This is a genomic window from Vibrio orientalis CIP 102891 = ATCC 33934 (assembly GCF_000176235.1).
Taxonomy (GTDB): Bacteria; Pseudomonadota; Gammaproteobacteria; order Enterobacterales; family Vibrionaceae; genus Vibrio; species Vibrio orientalis.
The window spans coordinates 265,409-280,418 of the sequence record NZ_ACZV01000004.1; the positions used below are offsets into that span (position 1 = coordinate 265,409).

Here is a 15,010-nt window from a genome sequence, read left to right on the forward strand (position 1 = left end):
ATGTTGACTGTGAAAAAAGTACTCGCTTTAACTTTGTCGGCTGTAATCGCATATAGCCCAATAGTGGCAGCAGAAACTAAGAAAGAGTCAGTGGCACAGCTACTCGATGCAATGAAAATAGAAGAGCAAATGGTGGGGGGCTTTGAGGCCATGCTTCCTGTCATTCATCAGCTTGCCGCTAAACTTGAGCTTAACCAAGCCGAGACAGAAGAGCTAAAAGATATATATCGAGATTGGTTTAAAAACGACTTCGACAAATTTTATATCAGTACGCAAATTGCAGACTTATACGCCGACACATTCACCCATGATGAAATCAAAGCCATTACGCAGTTCTATCAAACACCTGCTGGCCGAAAGTTGGTAGAAAAGTCACCAGAGCTTGCTAAATTAGGCGCTCGATTTGGTATGGAAGAAGCGCAGCGCAAACAGCAGCAACTGCTCGAAAAGTTGGGTCCATTTATTGAAAAACACTCTCCAGAACAGTAGTTAGACTCTCAATCATTTGATAATGCAGTAGGTTGAACATGGATGAAAAAAGTCAGCAGTTTATACAACAATATCTAGATACTTTGCCTCCCGAGGAAGCTAAGAACCGTTCTTGTAGCGCAGATTACTTTTGTGCCGATGAGTACAATGCCAACGTATGTGCTGAGTTGATATTGCGTGGTGAAAAGCAGGCCTCGTGTAGTATGGAATATTGGTACAGTCACGAAGGTGAGCCAATGCCAGAGGTAGGGCATCTCCAGGTCGTTTTAAACTGGCAGGGTGAGCCGGTCTGTATCATTGAACTTAGCGATGTTGCAACGGCAAAATACTGTGACGTTACGGCGGAGTTTGCCGCCGCTGAAGGCGAGGGAGACAAGAGTTTGGAGTGGTGGCGTGAAGCTCACTGGAAGTTCTTTTCTCGTGAATGTGCAGAACTCAAGATTGAACCAAGTGAAGAGATGCTGTTAGTGCTTGAGCGCTTTAAAGTCGTCTACTTTTAGTCTGCTACAAAACAGCGATAAGCTAAGTAAAAAGGCCCGATGTTCATCGAGCCTTTTTCTATTTTGCGAGTGTCTATTTAACTCGCAATATTCATCGTCAGGTTGAGGTCGAGTGACAATTTAGAAAGCTTGTCCTTCAACACTTTACGCGTCTTTTCTAGCTCTGCGACTTGAACCTGCTTTCCTTGAGCATGAACATCCAGTTTGACTCGCAGTTCGCGACCTACCTTGGTAACGCCAGCGACTTCGAGGTTTTGCGTCACTTGTTTATCAAGGGCTGAAACCTCCGCATCTACGGTGTCACAAATCTTCGAACTAGGCTTCATCATCAGTAGTTCGCGTAGTGCATCACGAAGCATCTCAAATGGAATTTTAATGAAGTAGAATGACATAAGCAGCATCATCATCGGGTCCGCATAGACCGCATATTGTGCCAGTGGTGAAAGAGTTATCAACCACGCTGCGATAAAACCAAGTGTTACCGCGACACTAAGAAGCGTATCCATCTGCCACTGCTTCGTTTCTGCTTCAATTAAGCCGGATGAAAAACGTTTGGATCTGTTGGCGATATGCCACCAAGTATAACTACAGCCGAGGACATTGATGACTCCGAATAAGGTAGCGATCCCCGCATCGACTTCTCGGCCACCTGAAAACAGAGACGTGATGGCTGAGTAGAGCGAGTAAGCGACAATGACGAGAATCACACTGCCCTTAACAGCAATTACGATAGGCTCAAGAGCCGACTTACCGAAGGGAAACTGACGCTTAGAAGGGCGCGCGATAAATCGAGAGACAGCCAGTGACAATAAAGTTAACAGTAAACTGACTAAGGAATAGACGCCATCAAAAACAATCACAAGTGAGCCTACAAGCAATCCGAGCACTAGACCACTACCCGCGAAGCCTGATGCTAACAGCGCTGAGAATGTAAGTATTCGTTTTTCATTTAAGCTTGTCCTGGCACACATAAAGGTATCTCTTCTATAAACACCCGTATATTTTTCCCATAATTAGAGAAATACACAAACGAATTCTAGAATCTCATGTCGGATAAAAATTAAGCGAATGAAATAAGATTAAATTAATCAATAAGATACAGGTTTATATTGGTGTCAATAAAACTGACGCTGAGTGATGGGCTATTGATTAGCAGCTGATGTTAGAAATCAAATAGATATTCATTGAGTTTATCTGCAAGCCACGACATACCAGGGTGTTCAGCCATCCCTGATGAAGTAAACATGCAGTAATCTTCCTGGGTTAAGCCATAGGTATGTTTGATCACCGCAAGATCTTGTTTCCTCAGCAAATGTCGAATAAGAGGCTCTGGCAGTACACCCCAAGCATCTTCTTCCAAAATGGTGTTGAGCATGTAATCAAAGCTAGAGAAGCCGATGTGTCTTAGGGAGAAAGGCTGCAGTTCAGGGTTATCTTTCTCGTTCAAATAGACCATAACAGCTTGCATCGCCTTACGAAGTTCGTCATCTGAAACACGCCTTAGGTGCGCGAGTGGATTACTTGAGCGACACACTGACATAAGACGAATTTTACCAAGGGGCTGGAAGGTAATCAGAGGATCATCAATACGCTCATAATCGACACCAAATGCGAAATCGACCTGAGATGTAGCAACTAAGTTGGTTAAGTCGCCACTTGATGCCAGCACGATGTTGAATGCGGTTGCAGGGAAACGGTTATTAAGTCGATGAGACAGATCTTGCCATAACTCATCAGGTAACGAGTCATCACGTGCAATCCATATTTCGGCGTTAAACTCACCGCAGACTTGAGCACAGGTTTGTCGGATACGTGAGGCCGTGACCAACAGGTTCTGGCTATCTTTATAAATTGCCTTTCCTGCTTCAGAAAGCACCAAATTGTTTCCGCTACGTACAAACAGCGCAACATCGAGATCTTTCTCTAATGCTTTGATCGACATGCTTAACTTAGTGCGGTTGCATTCAAGTTGACGCGCCGCTTCTGATACTGACCCTGTATCAGCGACAGTACAAAAGGCTTCGATTTGCGTAAGGTTCATCGGTTGCTCAATTTGGTTAGATTGAAATCGATCTTATATCAAAGTTAGTTGATTGTCTGTTTTCACGATTGAAATGCTATGAATTTCATGCAGTTTTGGTACTCTTGGCCTGTGCCTAATGAATGTAGTTACAGGGAGATCATGATGGCTAACACTTGGGACGATGTCGCAGCAAACTGGGATACGGAAGTATCGACGAATACCTATGCAGATAAAGCGTTCGAATCGCTAAAAAGTGTTGTAGATGTGATGGGGTTACATATCCTTGATTTCGGTTGCGGAACAGGCCTATTGAGCCAACGCATGTCGCCAACAGCGAAAGACATTGTTGCGCTAGACAGCTCCGAATCAATGATTGAGCAACTGGATAATAAAGAGCTTGAGAATGTAGAGCCTGTTGTTGATATACTAAGCCGTGGCTTGGTGGCAATGCATCCAGCTTTTAGAGCGCAGTTTGATCTTGTGGTTGCATCCTCTGTATGCAGTTTCTTACCAAATTACTCAGATGTAGCTGACATTGTTTATAGCCTTATTGATGAAGGTGGTTACTTCGTACAATGGGATTGGTTGTCTGACAAAGATGAAGTTGGCGGTATGACAATTGGCCATGCACAGCAAGTATTGACCAGCGTTGGTTTTGAAGAGGTTGTGGTAACTACACCATTCGAGGTCGAAACGCCGCAAGGAACATTGAAAGTGTTGATGGCTGTTGCGAAAAAATAGTCGGAATTAAGATTGAATTTTTAAAGCCCGAACCCAGTGTTCGGGCTTTTTTTGTTCTTTGCTGAGTTATGCTTGGTACTGCACCACTTCGTCCAATACCCAAGGGTTGGCGATCGCACCTTTGTTTTGTACTTCATCGCCATGTAAGACCTGCTTTACTGCGAGTTCCACTAATTTACCAGATTTGGTTTTTGGTACTTCACTGAGCGAGTAGATCTCAGCAGGTACATGCCTTGGTGAACATTGGACACGTAAAGTCTGCTTGATCTGGTTTTTTAGCTCGTCATCAAGTACGTAGTCGGATTCTAGTTGGACAAACAGAACCACTTTTTCGTCCCCATCAACGCGTCGAGATACGGCAATTGAGTCCTGTACTGCCGGGATCTGATTGACTTGTTGATAGATTTCAGCTGTTCCGATACGAACGCCACCAGGGTTTAGCGTCGCGTCACTGCGGCCGTAAAAAATCATACCCCCGGTTGAAGTGACTTCGACATCGTCGCCATGGTGCCAAGTATTATCAAATTTACTCCAGTAAGCGTTATGGTAGCGTTCACCATCGTCATGCCAGAAGCCAAGCGGTTGATTTGGAAAACTGTTCAAACATACTAGTTCACCGCGCTGTGAGGTGATTGACTCTCCGGCTTCATTATATACCGCAATATCCATTCCTAATGCCGCGCCTTGACACTCTCCTCTATAAACCGGAGAAATGGGGTTCCCGAGCACAAAGCATCCACAGATATCGGTACCCCCGGAAATAGAAGCCAAATGAAGGTCAACTTTGATGTTGTCATAAACGAAATCAAACTGCTGCGGGTAGAGTACCGAACCAGTCGAGCATAAAGTTCGAAGTGAAGCTAAGTCATAACTGTCACAAGGTTTAAAGTTGCTTTTTTGTAGCGCTTCAAGATACTTAGCCGATGTGCCAAACAAAGTCACTTCCGCTTCTTCGGCGAGCTGCCACAAGATGTTGGGATTTGGGTACATTGGGCTGCCATCAAAAATCACCAGTGTTGCGCCACTCGCTAACGTAGAAACGTGCCAGTTCCACATCATCCAGCCACATGTGGTGTAGTAGAAGACGCGATCTTTAGGCTGAATATCACAATGGAGCTGATGTTCTTTTAGGTGATTAAGAACAGTGCCTCCGACTGAGTGAACAATACATTTAGGTTTTCCTGTCGTACCTGAAGAGTAGAGAACAAATAGAGGATCATTGAAGCCAATGCGCTGATAGCGAATTCCACGAGGTAAGAAGCTAGCTAAAATCGCTTCCCAGTCAGAAAAAGGTTCACGACTATAGCAATGTTCGATAGGTGCAGATTTCAAATAATCGATCTGACAGGTATTGATAATACTTGGAAGAGCTTCAACAAGTTGGCGGTTTTTATCTTCAAGATGGAAGGTTTTGCCATTGAATTGGTAGCCGTTACAGCAAAAAAGAATCTTAGGCTGAACTTGACCAAAACGTTCAGTCACACTTTCAACACCAAAATCAGGTGAGGTTGATGTCCAAATTGCACCTAAGCTGGTTGTGGCAAGCATGGCAATGACAGTTTCAGTCATGTGGGGTAAATAGCCCGCGACGACATCGCCTTTATCTACGCCGTTGTGTTTCAACCATTGTTGCAGAATGGATACCTGGTCGCACAGCTCTTGCCAAGTGATTTTACGACTTTCGCCTTGCTCGTTTTTAAACCAAATTGCGATATCTTCCGGTGCTTGGAAGGCATAAGCGAGGAGGTTTTCAGCGTAATTTAGTTGAGATTGAGGAAACCAGATCGTATCTCTACTGGGAGTGAATGTGCCCCATTTCGCCAATCCTTCGCCTAAGATGCAATCCCCCTTGTAACCAATGACGTCGCAAAACTGCCACACTTCGAGCCAAAAATCTTTCTTATTTTCGACAGACCAACGTTGCAATTCTGCGTAGTTATCTAAACTATCACCCTGAAAATTAACATGTTTAATGAATTGCTTGAGATTGGATGATTCGATTCTGTCTGGGCTTGGTACCCAAACAGGGGAAGGCAAGTGCGTATCTGATTGAGACATGACATCCTCGTCTTTATGTTCTCCGTAACTGGATTAAGCTTTGATGAATTTCTGACCAAAGTCAAACATCTAAGCGTTCATCAGCTTACTGAAAAATAAGCAAAAAGGTGTCAAATGTAAATTTAATGTTACAGGGAGGGCGTCATGAAGAGTTAGCTGGTTAAATTGTCACCGGACATGCATGACGATAGGCTTAATGTAACAGATTTGTTAACGGAGCTAGGTATGGCACAGTATCATTCTAAACCAGTGAATGAACACGGGATTGTAGATTGGAGTCCAGAAGAAGATGCAATATGGCACGATTTAGTGACTCGCCAGTTAGAACTAGTTAAGCAAAGGGCTTGCAAAGAATATTTGTCAGGATTAGAGCTGCTAAATTTGCCGATTAATAAGGCTCCACAATTGGTTGATATCAATAAAGTCTTGAAGTCAGCAACGGGCTGGCAAGTGGAACCTGTGCCCGCTTTGATCAATTTTGATCGCTTCTTTGGCTTATTGGCAGAGAAAAAGTTTCCGGTGGCAACCTTCCTTCGTACAAGAGAAGAATTTGATTATCTACAAGAGCCAGACTTCTTTCACGAAATCTTTGGTCACTGCGCTATGTTGACCAATCCTGAGTTTGCACAATTTACCCAGACCTATGGTGCGTTAGGCCGTGAGGCGAGTGATAAGGAGAGAGTCTATTTAGCGCGTCTTTACTGGTTTACCGTTGAGTTTGGTTTAGTAAGAGAAGGCGACAGTACCAAGATCTATGGTGGCGGGATTCTCTCTTCACCGGGTGAGACCATTTATGCTCTTGATGACATGCGAGCCCAACGCGTGGACTTTGATATCCATACCGTACTCAGAACTCCATACCGCATTGATATAATGCAGCCAGAATATTTTGTCTTAGATAACATTGAACAGCTTTATAAGCTCAGCAAAATGGATTTAATGTTTCATGTAAATCAAGCAATGAAAGTTGGGCTATTACCCCCATTATTTGAACCAAAGGAAGTGATACATGCTTAATGAATTACGCTGCGAAGCCTGCAATAGCAGTGCGGTAGCTCTAGGTGCAGAAGAACGACGACTGCTACTGACAGAATTAAATGATTGGCAAATGGTAGAGCGTGACGGTATTCCGCAGCTTGAAAAAGTGTATAAGTTTAAAAACTATAAGTTAGCGTGGGTGTTCGCGAATCAGGTTTCTGAGCTTGCTGAAGCAGAGTTTCACCATCCTTCTATATTACTTGAGTGGGGCAAGGTGACAGTTACTTGGTGGAGTCATTCAATCAAGGGGCTACATCAGAATGATTTTATCTGCGCGGCAAAATGTGATCAGTTTTAACTTCGCTAGAAAACGCATAGAAAAAAGCCTGAGTTTACTCAGGCTTTTTAGTCTGTATTTGGCTGTATGCGGTTTTTGTAAACTGCGTCTTTGCGCTTGAGGTAAATCATAAGTGTGATTGGCATCACGAAAAACAATACAAATTAGTTATAGATGTTCGAATTTTTCGAACTTGGTTAAGCTGTCAGCTTTGCTTCATTTTCTAGAACGTTTTCAAGGCAACATACGCTGAGCGGTTTCGACTTAAGGTAGCCTTGTATATAGTTACACTTATGTTGAGTGAGAACCGCAAGTTGCTCTGATGTCTCTACGCCTTCTGCGACCACTTCTAAATCGATGATGTGAGCCATATTGATGATTGCTTGGCACAGGCTATCGGCATTACTTTCTCCCATTGCAATTCGGTTAACAAAGCTTCTATCGACTTTGATGATATCGACAGGATAATCGTTGAGGACGGATAGAGAAGAGTAGCCAGTACCAAAATCATCCAAGTATAAGACAACGCCTAGATCTTTTATGCGTTGCAACTGATGAGCACTGCATTCATCACTTAACAGCATCGACTCGGTAATTTCTATGCCAATCAAGTGGGGAGGAAAGTCATACTCGTTCAGTAAGCGGCAGAGAGTGTGGTAGATATGCTCAGATTCAAACTGCTTAGCGGAGACGTTGATATTGATTCTTGGCACTGACTCATCTTGCTTTTTGAGCCACAAGCGTTGCAGTGTTTTGCAGCATTCTGACGCTATCCAGTCGCCAATTTTTACAATCAGTCCTGTCTCTTCGGCGATTGGGACAAAATCGACAGGTGAAATTGGCCCAAACTCAGGATGATGCCATCGAAGCAGTGATTCAAAACCAACAACTCGGTCGTCCATCGTGGAATAGATAGGTTGATAGACCAAGGAAAGCTGCTTTAGGTTGAGAGCATTGGTGAGTTCTTGTTCGAGAGTAAAGCGTTTTTTAGCTTGATTGAACATTTGCTCATGAAAAAACACCACTTTTTCATGAGTTGATGTCTTAGCCTTGTACATGGCAGTGTCCGCTTCGCGTAAGATGCTTGCGAGGGTTTGTGTCGGGTTAGTAACAACTGAAATCCCAATGCTGGTGCCTATGTGGCAAGATTGACCGTCGATATTATAGGGTTGGCTGAGTACTTTGGAGTAACGCTGACAAATATCGCTGAGTGCATCTTTGGAAGTCAGTCCGGGAAGACAGATGACGAACTCATCACCACCAAATCGAAAGCTCATATCGTTACTGCGGCAGTGTTGAGTTAAACGGCTGGCGACTTTTTGTAATAGCTTGTCACCGTGCAGGTGGCCCATCGAGTCATTGATCACTTTAAAGCGATCTAAGTCGATAAACAGAATAGAAAAGCCTTTGCTTTGACCGCTTGATAATAGTGAGAGTTGTTTATCGACTTCAGAGCTAAGGGCGGTACGATTGCTTAGGTTAGTCAGGTTATCTCTTACCGCTTGCTGGGCTAGTGAACGCGTCTTTTCCTCAATCACTTGATCAGACACTTTAAGTCGCGTGGCATAAAAGTTGGCTGCAATAGCGGCGGACACCGTCAGCAATAAAATTAAAAAGACAGAGGTCAAACCGTATAATGCAGTACTCCCTGAGCGATCAGTATTCGAGATAGATAATTGCCACTTGGTATTAAATAGTGGAATTCGTACGGTTCGGCTGGCTGAGACGATGCGGGTTGAAAAACTGTCGTCTTCGAGTTTGGTGTTGATGTGTGATTCAAAGATTTTAATATCATTTGGCTTAGTAAATACACTGATACCCGTATGGTTAGAGTTGACCTCGGAATGCCAGATTTCACCAAGCAGCTCGTGCAAAATGATGTTGGCGACCACAAATCCATCGAGAGCGCCATCTTGCCCAAACTTAGGTAGAATTAGCCGAGCACCCAATTGTCCTTCCTCAACATAGTCGACTACCCCAAGTCGATTTCCGCTGATCGAGCGCGACATCGCACTGACCGCCGTTGGATCACTTTCTAACCTAACCCCTAAATAATCGGAGCCTTCAAAGGAGGATGAAATGAAATAGATGGGTAAGGTTGAATCATTTAAAAACCAAATAGGGTCGTCGTGAGCTGATATCGGAGGGGTCAGGCGATAGCCTAAGAAGCCTTGCTGCTGAGCGCTGCGCTCGAAGTCAGTGACATCATCAAGCGCAACGGTGGGTGCCCACATGATTGAATGAATCATGGTGTTTATTCCAACCTGATCCGAAAAGTAGGATTCGAATTGTTGGGGCGTTGGAGCGTTGCCATTGGCCAGAAATGATCGGGTGGAGTAGAGCAGGGTCTCTATTGCTTTTAGTGACTGAGATAAAGTTTGTACTCTATTGTTGAGTTGGTTCTCAAGTAAGCCATTGAGCTTCTGAGTCTCGTAATAATGAACAGTGACATAGCTCGCGACCGCAGCTGAGAGGCCGATAAACCAGATCAAGGCAAGGGTTTTCAGTGACAGAGCAAGTTTCAAAGCAACACAGAAATAAATTTATAAAGTGATTAAGATGATAACTGTGAATAATATTAATGCAAATGATAATTAGTGCCATTTGTGGTTGTTGTGTTAAGGATTATTAATTGGTCATTATCAGAAACGCATATAATAAAAGGCGTAGTTATGTAAATTTGCTCTAAAGAAGGTGTTGCGCGAAAGTGTGAAGTAGATCTAATCTAGTAACCAAGGTGATGGGGTTCCACCTACTTAACCGCCACTTCAGGCTGATGACTCCTACAGAAACGAAAACAGGTAAGACTGTTGGTAATTAACCGTAGCGCACTGCTATGGCTGGTTTTCTGTAGAGAAGTTGCGCCTTCAGATCTTCGCTTGTTTTCCTGCTTACATAGGAAAACGCCATGCAATATTCTTCTGAAATTCAATCAATGTGCCCAATTCAACGTGGGGACTTGCACCCATCCGCGCCCATTCCGGTCGAAGGACGTATGATTCGCCCAACAGACGTAATTGCTATCTCAGGCCTGAGTCATGGGGTTGGTGCCTGCGCGCCTCAACAAGGAGCGGCCAAGTTAACTCTTAATGTAAAGCAAGGCATCATTGAAGAAGCTTTGATTGAAACCATCGGATGCTCTGGAATGACGCATTCCGCTTCGATGGCCGCAGAGATATTGACCGGTAAAACCATTCTAGAAGCACTCAATACCGACCTAGTGTGCGATGCCATCAACGTAGCAATGCGCGAAATCTTCCTCCAGTTCGTTTATGGACGCACTCAATCGGCTTTCTCTGAGGATGGACTAGAAATTGGCGCGGCGCTTGAAGACCTTGGTAAGACTCAACGTAGCCAAGTAGGCACCAGTTACTCCACACAGGCTAAAGGGGTGAGATACATGGAGCTGGCGGAAGGTTATGTGACCAAATTAGCGCTTGATGAGCATGATGAAGTGATTGGTTACCAATATCTTAATCTTGGCAAAATGATGGCACGTATCGAGAGCGGCGAGAGTCCAGAACAAGCGATGGCAGGAGCGACAGGGGTTTATGGTCGCTTTGATGAAGCCGTTAAAACTATCAATCCACGTCACGCTTAATCTGAGGTCACAGCTATGAATACTCAAACTACTCTACTATTAAACCAAATGAACTTGTCCACAGTTGAACAAGCCCATGATTATTGCCTAAGTTTCGGTATTGACCCGAAAAAAATGGTCCTAGAAACGCAGCCGATCGCTTTTGATAATGCTTGTGATGCCTACACTGTAGGCACCGCTTTAGCCTTGTTCAAACAAGCTGAAACCGCAGAAGATGCTGCGCAATATATTGGTGAGGGGCTACAAGCATTCACTAAGCCTGGCAGTGTCGCAGAGCAGAGACAAGTAGGCTTGGGACACGGCGCTCTTGCTGCCCGACTTCTCAATGAGAATACACACTGCTTTGCTTTCCTCGCGGGCCATGAATCATTTGCAGCAGCGGAAGGCGCAATTAAGATAGCGCTGAACGCCAATAAATCGCGTCAAACTCCGCTGAAAGTGATTTTGAACGGCTTAGGGAAAGATGCGGCGTATCTTATCTCGCGTATTAATGGATTCACTTATGTGCGTACCGAGTTTGATTATCAGACCAATGAGTTGATTGAAGTCGAGCGCCGTCGATTCTCTCAAGGTGAACGTGGCGAGATTTTATGTTACGGCGCAGACGACGTTAGAGAAGGTGTCGCTATCATGCATCGTGAATCGGTCGATGTTAGCATTACTGGTAACTCGACTAACCCGACACGCTTCCAGCATCCTGTGGCAGGTATCTACAAATCAGAGTGCAATAACCAAGGAAAAGTATATTTTTCTGTTGCTTCTGGTGGTGGTACAGGTCGAACTCTACACCCTGATAACGTTGCAGCAGGCCCAGCAAGCTACGGCATGACAGACACCATGGGCAGAATGCATGCTGACGCTCAGTTTGCAGGTAGCTCATCTGTTCCCGCTCACGTAGCCATGATGGGATTCATCGGTATGGGCAATAACCCTATGGTTGGAGCATCGGTTGCATTAGCGGTTGCGGTGGATCAGCAGCTTCATCATTAACGTCGAGTTAAGCTGTGTGTAGTCTAAGCCGACCATCCTATTCGTCGTATGTAAAAGCCGCATTTATGCGGCTTTTACATAGAAATATGACGACTAGGTGCGCTTGTTCCAGATTCCCCAACGCGTTACACCTATTAGGTCGATATCGCTTTCATCACAAACGCTAACAGCATTTTTAGTCGTGTCTTCACCGCGCCATACGTGCACTTTGTCGGCGATGCGAACCAGTGTGTAAAAGTCAGGGGCGGGATTTGAGCCTATACGTGCTAAAACGATATCATCATTTTGCCACTGTTTGCAGTTCATGATTAGCGCCGCACAATCCCATGTAATCGAGACTATGCCTGTGACGGGGTAAACGACTGCGAAGCAATCCGCATGTTCTTTTGCTACTGGCATTGTGCCTACAATGTTAACGCTATTACCTTCAAGGTAAGAGTTAACATCAGAGCGATGGTAGATATTTACCGTAGCAGCACCACCTTCTACCATTTTATTTACGGCTTCTTTTTTTGTGTGTCTATCGCCAATGCCAGAAATAAGCCAATGTGGTTCAACGTTTAGGTAAGCGGCAATGTCTTCTAACTCTTCAACACTGGGATGCGTACGGTTAGCGCCTTTGGCTAAGTAGCGGCCGATTGTGGCTTTACCTTTGCCTATTCCTTCAGCAAGACTCGCATTTGATTCTCCGCGCTCTTTCATGACTAGGATGATTCTATCTTGATAATTTTCCTGCATTCTTATCTTGCCTAATGTGATCTTTCTATACTTATGAAATCATAAGTGAAACGAGCGGAAATTTAAATGGTTTGTCACCAGTAATCAAGAACAATGAGACAAATCTGACTTAGTAGTACAAATGTGTTTGAGTTGGCGAATGTAATTTAATTTGCCTAACTAATGAATGTTAAGTGTCCAAATAGTCGGGAGGTCGCGTAGGCTACCTTTTTATATCTGAAGGAGAGCGTGCTTATCGGTGTACATCAATAAGTAGCCAAATACCGCCACCAGAAAACCACCCGCAAATTGTACTATCCTAATACCTTTCTTGGTTTTAAATACACTCGCTAGTGTATCTTTACCGCTCACGGCCAAACATGTAATTACGCTGGTGGTGAAAGCTGTTCCGCCAGCCATCACTATTGCACTGATAATACCTATACCACGTAAGCCAATCATATTGGCAAGCATAATGACCATAACCGCACCGGTACAAGGACGCATTCCAACTGCAGCCATGATGCCATAAACGCTACGCTCTTGAACTAACGGCAGCCTTGAGGCTTGATACATGATATAAGCACCAACACCAATCACAAAGACGTAGCTTAAGGTAATGGTTGTCTCGATGGCACTATGGATATCTCGCATAGATGATGCGAATATTGCGAGCATGATCTCTACTGTCACGATGGCGACAAAAGTTTGGATCATAGAGGTGACAAAACATATTCCTATAGCCTTAGGTATTGTTCCTTGGTTTGTCAGTAAGTAGGAAGTAATGAGTACTTTTCCGTGTCCTGCACCAAAGGCGTGAAATACGCCGTAGATAAAACTTGATGCGATAAACGCAATTGCGACGTCTTCTTTATTTTCCTGTATGTCATAAATGAGTTCGCCAAGTTCACCACTCAACCCACGTTGTACGTCAAATGCGAATATCATAAGTGTTGGCCATAAATACCAAAGGGTGGTACCTGACACGAACATAGCCAACATTTTCAAACAGTTCTTACTCATCAGTCGTGCACTCAAAATATAGGGTTTCGGTAAAAAGCTGACCGAGTTGGTCGTCTGGATCGGCATCAATAGGCAGTGCCATTGCGTAGGCCATTTGCGCGGGCGTAGGGTTTGGTTTTAATAGCTCTAGTTCGCAATCTAATCCTCCGTGAAAGCCAATAGAATGAGTAGTGATCCAGCTCATATCGACAAAATAGCTAGGATCAAAAATTAACAGCTTAAGGTTCTCGGTATTTGCTGGTATTGGTTTAGATAAAGGTAGGTCGAAATTAAGGGTGATTTTTCCACGCTTAAACGTCATTACGGGGTCAACGGCTACACGATATTTGATAGGTTGATCGCCTTGGTAGAAGTAAGTGAAGTAGTGATGGTTCAACATATTGTTGATCACATCATGCGCCAGGTTTTTAAGCGTCTCTGGTTTGGATAAATCCTCACCGTCTAGCATATATGCAGAAGTCATAGCGTCAAATTCCCAAACCATATACAAGCCTTGTATTTCGTTGCGGCTACCATGTATGTGGGTATCTACTTCAATCCAAGAGTGGGGGTGAGCGAACGCTTTGACAGCAAGTGTTAAAAGTAAAAAAAATATCTTTTTCATATCAAGTAGATGGTCGAGTTAACATCATTATTAGCAATAAAAAGTCCTATCAGGAAGCCTTGTTTTACTTAATGATCTAGTTAGCTAAGCAGTTAGTTAAGTTTTTCGATATTGACTGTAAGAACCTAAAGTAACTACGGTCTGCTACCTCTATATCAACACCCAAAGGATCGAGCTGGCCAATCTTAGCGTTAGTCCCTCGCACAGTAGACTCGATCACTGCAGGTGTGAACTGTGGTTCTGTGAATACGCACTTAACGTTCTTGTCTCGAATCGTTGTTTTGATCTTAATTAACGTCTTAGCACCGGGCTTACGTTCTGGTTCGACTGTGAAGTGTCCTAGTTTGTTTGTGTTGAAGTAATCCTCGAAATAACCATAAGCGTCATGGAATACGAAGTATCCTTCTTGCTTAAATGGTGCGAGTTGTCCCTGAATCTGATCAACAGTCTTTGTCATATTGAAGTTGAATTGCATTAACTTAGCTTTGTAGGAAGCCGCGTGAGTAGGGTTGAGCTCGATGAGTTTCTCCGTAATAACTTTTGCTATCTGGCGAGCTTGCTTTGGGCCTAACCAAACATGAGGGTCATGCGAACTATGATGAGCTCCACATCCACATTTCTTCCCAAACTCGCGTAGTTCGATGCTCTCTTGCTCTTGTAGAGTAACAGCGGTATTTAATCTCGATATAGGTTTAACCAAGAATGTCTCTAAGTCCTCACCAAACCAAACAACCAAATCAGCCTCTTTTAGGCGTGTTAAGTCCGACGGCTTAAGTGCATAGTCGTGGGGAGATGCGTTACCGTGGAGTAACGTTGATGTACTATCGCCATCGACTATCAGCTCGTGAACGATCATTTCTAGTGGTTTGATCGTAGCCAGCACTTCAACCGCTTGGACGTTGCTGGTGGCTAGCAGTAGGGTGAGTAAAGCAGTGCGTTTCATTATTTA

General features: G+C 44.1%; 15 protein-coding genes and 1 riboswitch. Of the genes, 7 read left to right on the plus strand and 8 right to left on the minus strand.

Annotation, left to right across the window (positions count from 1 at the left end):
- Both VIA_RS04755 and VIA_RS04760 read left to right on the plus strand, forming a co-directional pair.
- Window positions 1-489 (plus strand): DUF2059 domain-containing protein, encoded by a 489-nt coding sequence (locus tag VIA_RS04755; protein ID WP_235801292.1) that lies wholly within the window; start codon window positions 1-3, stop codon window positions 487-489.
- Between the two features lie 38 nt (window positions 490-527).
- Window positions 528-989, plus strand: a complete 462-nt coding sequence (locus VIA_RS04760) for an ASCH domain-containing protein (RefSeq protein WP_004411428.1) — start codon at window positions 528-530, stop codon at window positions 987-989.
- Window positions 990-1,066: 77 nt separating this feature from the next.
- On the opposite strand, the gene VIA_RS04765 is transcribed toward VIA_RS04760, so the two are convergent.
- Window positions 1,067-1,960 carry a cation diffusion facilitator family transporter gene (locus VIA_RS04765; protein WP_004411429.1) on the minus strand — a complete coding sequence of 298 codons (894 nt, stop codon included), beginning with the start codon at window positions 1,958-1,960 and terminating at the stop codon, window positions 1,067-1,069.
- A 191-nt stretch (window positions 1,961-2,151) separates the two neighbouring features.
- Window positions 2,152-3,030, minus strand: a complete 879-nt coding sequence (locus VIA_RS04770; RefSeq protein WP_004411430.1) for a LysR family transcriptional regulator — start codon at window positions 3,028-3,030, stop codon at window positions 2,152-2,154.
- A 144-nt stretch (window positions 3,031-3,174) separates the two neighbouring features.
- Here VIA_RS04770 and VIA_RS04775 point away from each other — a divergent pair, with 144 nt between their 5' ends.
- Window positions 3,175-3,753 carry a class I SAM-dependent DNA methyltransferase gene (locus VIA_RS04775; protein WP_004411431.1) on the plus strand — a complete coding sequence of 193 codons (579 nt, stop codon included), beginning with the start codon at window positions 3,175-3,177 and terminating at the stop codon, window positions 3,751-3,753.
- Between the two features lie 66 nt (window positions 3,754-3,819).
- Here the strand turns inward: VIA_RS04775 and VIA_RS04780 are convergent, their stop codons facing one another.
- Entirely contained in the window at window positions 3,820-5,811 is a 1,992-nt protein-coding gene (locus VIA_RS04780) for an acetoacetate--CoA ligase (RefSeq protein WP_004411432.1), read from the minus strand.
- A 225-nt stretch (window positions 5,812-6,036) separates the two neighbouring features.
- Here VIA_RS04780 and phhA point away from each other — a divergent pair, with 225 nt between their 5' ends.
- Both phhA and VIA_RS04790 read left to right on the plus strand, forming a co-directional pair.
- Window positions 6,037-6,828 carry a phenylalanine 4-monooxygenase gene (gene phhA, locus VIA_RS04785; protein ID WP_004411433.1) on the plus strand — a complete coding sequence of 264 codons (792 nt, stop codon included), beginning with the start codon at window positions 6,037-6,039 and terminating at the stop codon, window positions 6,826-6,828.
- Window positions 6,821-7,147 carry a 4a-hydroxytetrahydrobiopterin dehydratase gene (locus tag VIA_RS04790; protein ID WP_004411434.1) on the plus strand — a complete coding sequence of 109 codons (327 nt, stop codon included), beginning with the start codon at window positions 6,821-6,823 and terminating at the stop codon, window positions 7,145-7,147. Before phhA ends, VIA_RS04790 begins: the two co-directional genes overlap by 8 nt.
- Window positions 7,148-7,323: 176 nt before the next feature.
- On the opposite strand, the gene VIA_RS04795 is transcribed toward VIA_RS04790, so the two are convergent.
- Entirely contained in the window at window positions 7,324-9,651 is a 2,328-nt protein-coding gene (locus VIA_RS04795) for a putative bifunctional diguanylate cyclase/phosphodiesterase (RefSeq protein WP_004411435.1), read from the minus strand.
- A gap of 202 nt (window positions 9,652-9,853) precedes the next feature.
- Window positions 9,854-9,919, plus strand: a riboswitch (Fluoride riboswitch).
- A 115-nt stretch (window positions 9,920-10,034) separates the two neighbouring features.
- Here VIA_RS04795 and VIA_RS04800 point away from each other — a divergent pair.
- A complete protein-coding gene (locus VIA_RS04800) occupies window positions 10,035-10,727 on the plus strand; it encodes an iron-sulfur cluster assembly scaffold protein (protein ID WP_004411436.1) in 693 nt (230 codons plus the stop codon).
- Between the two features lie 15 nt (window positions 10,728-10,742).
- The gene (locus VIA_RS04805; RefSeq protein WP_004411437.1) at window positions 10,743-11,717 is read left to right on the plus strand and encodes a GGGtGRT protein; all 975 of its coding nucleotides are present in this window, start codon (window positions 10,743-10,745) and stop codon (window positions 11,715-11,717) included.
- A gap of 93 nt (window positions 11,718-11,810) precedes the next feature.
- On the opposite strand, the gene VIA_RS04810 is transcribed toward VIA_RS04805, so the two are convergent.
- The 4 genes from VIA_RS04810 to VIA_RS04825 form a co-directional block, all read right to left on the minus strand.
- The gene (locus tag VIA_RS04810; RefSeq protein ID WP_004411438.1) at window positions 11,811-12,455 is read right to left on the minus strand and encodes a helix-turn-helix domain-containing protein; all 645 of its coding nucleotides are present in this window, start codon (window positions 12,453-12,455) and stop codon (window positions 11,811-11,813) included.
- A gap of 210 nt (window positions 12,456-12,665) precedes the next feature.
- Complete coding sequence (locus tag VIA_RS04815; protein WP_235801293.1) at window positions 12,666-13,382, minus strand: nickel/cobalt transporter; 717 nt, start codon at window positions 13,380-13,382, stop codon at window positions 12,666-12,668.
- Window positions 13,383-13,449: 67 nt separating this feature from the next.
- Window positions 13,450-14,061 (minus strand): DUF1007 family protein, encoded by a 612-nt coding sequence (locus tag VIA_RS04820; protein WP_071816275.1) that lies wholly within the window; start codon window positions 14,059-14,061, stop codon window positions 13,450-13,452.
- Window positions 14,062-14,137: 76 nt separating this feature from the next.
- Window positions 14,138-15,004: a zinc ABC transporter substrate-binding protein ZnuA gene (locus VIA_RS04825; RefSeq protein ID WP_004411441.1), complete on the minus strand. Its 867-nt coding sequence runs from the start codon at window positions 15,002-15,004 to the stop codon at window positions 14,138-14,140.
- Window positions 15,005-15,010 lie beyond the last annotated feature (6 nt).

Excerpts from the sequence above, each read along its gene's own strand:
- VIA_RS04760 (WP_004411428.1), top strand. The coding sequence starts at position 528 with ATGGATGAAAAAAGTCAGCAGTTTATACAACAATATCTAGATACTTTG.
- phhA (WP_004411433.1), top strand. The coding sequence starts at position 6,037 with ATGGCACAGTATCATTCTAAACCAGTGAATGAACACGGGATTGTAGAT.
- VIA_RS04815 (WP_235801293.1), bottom strand. The coding sequence starts at position 13,382 with ATGATATTCGCATTTGACGTACAACGTGGGTTGAGTGGTGAACTTGGC.
- VIA_RS04810 (WP_004411438.1), bottom strand. The coding sequence starts at position 12,455 with ATGCAGGAAAATTATCAAGATAGAATCATCCTAGTCATGAAAGAGCGC.
- VIA_RS04755 (WP_235801292.1), top strand. The coding sequence starts at position 1 with ATGTTGACTGTGAAAAAAGTACTCGCTTTAACTTTGTCGGCTGTAATC.
- VIA_RS04800 (WP_004411436.1), top strand. The coding sequence starts at position 10,035 with ATGCAATATTCTTCTGAAATTCAATCAATGTGCCCAATTCAACGTGGG.
- VIA_RS04770 (WP_004411430.1), bottom strand. The coding sequence starts at position 3,030 with ATGAACCTTACGCAAATCGAAGCCTTTTGTACTGTCGCTGATACAGGG.
- VIA_RS04765 (WP_004411429.1), bottom strand. The coding sequence starts at position 1,960 with ATGTGTGCCAGGACAAGCTTAAATGAAAAACGAATACTTACATTCTCA.
- VIA_RS04780 (WP_004411432.1), bottom strand. The coding sequence starts at position 5,811 with ATGTCTCAATCAGATACGCACTTGCCTTCCCCTGTTTGGGTACCAAGC.
- VIA_RS04820 (WP_071816275.1), bottom strand. The coding sequence starts at position 14,061 with ATGAAAAAGATATTTTTTTTACTTTTAACACTTGCTGTCAAAGCGTTC.
- VIA_RS04790 (WP_004411434.1), top strand. The coding sequence starts at position 6,821 with ATGCTTAATGAATTACGCTGCGAAGCCTGCAATAGCAGTGCGGTAGCT.
- VIA_RS04775 (WP_004411431.1), top strand. The coding sequence starts at position 3,175 with ATGGCTAACACTTGGGACGATGTCGCAGCAAACTGGGATACGGAAGTA.
- VIA_RS04805 (WP_004411437.1), top strand. The coding sequence starts at position 10,743 with ATGAATACTCAAACTACTCTACTATTAAACCAAATGAACTTGTCCACA.
- VIA_RS04825 (WP_004411441.1), bottom strand. The coding sequence starts at position 15,004 with ATGAAACGCACTGCTTTACTCACCCTACTGCTAGCCACCAGCAACGTC.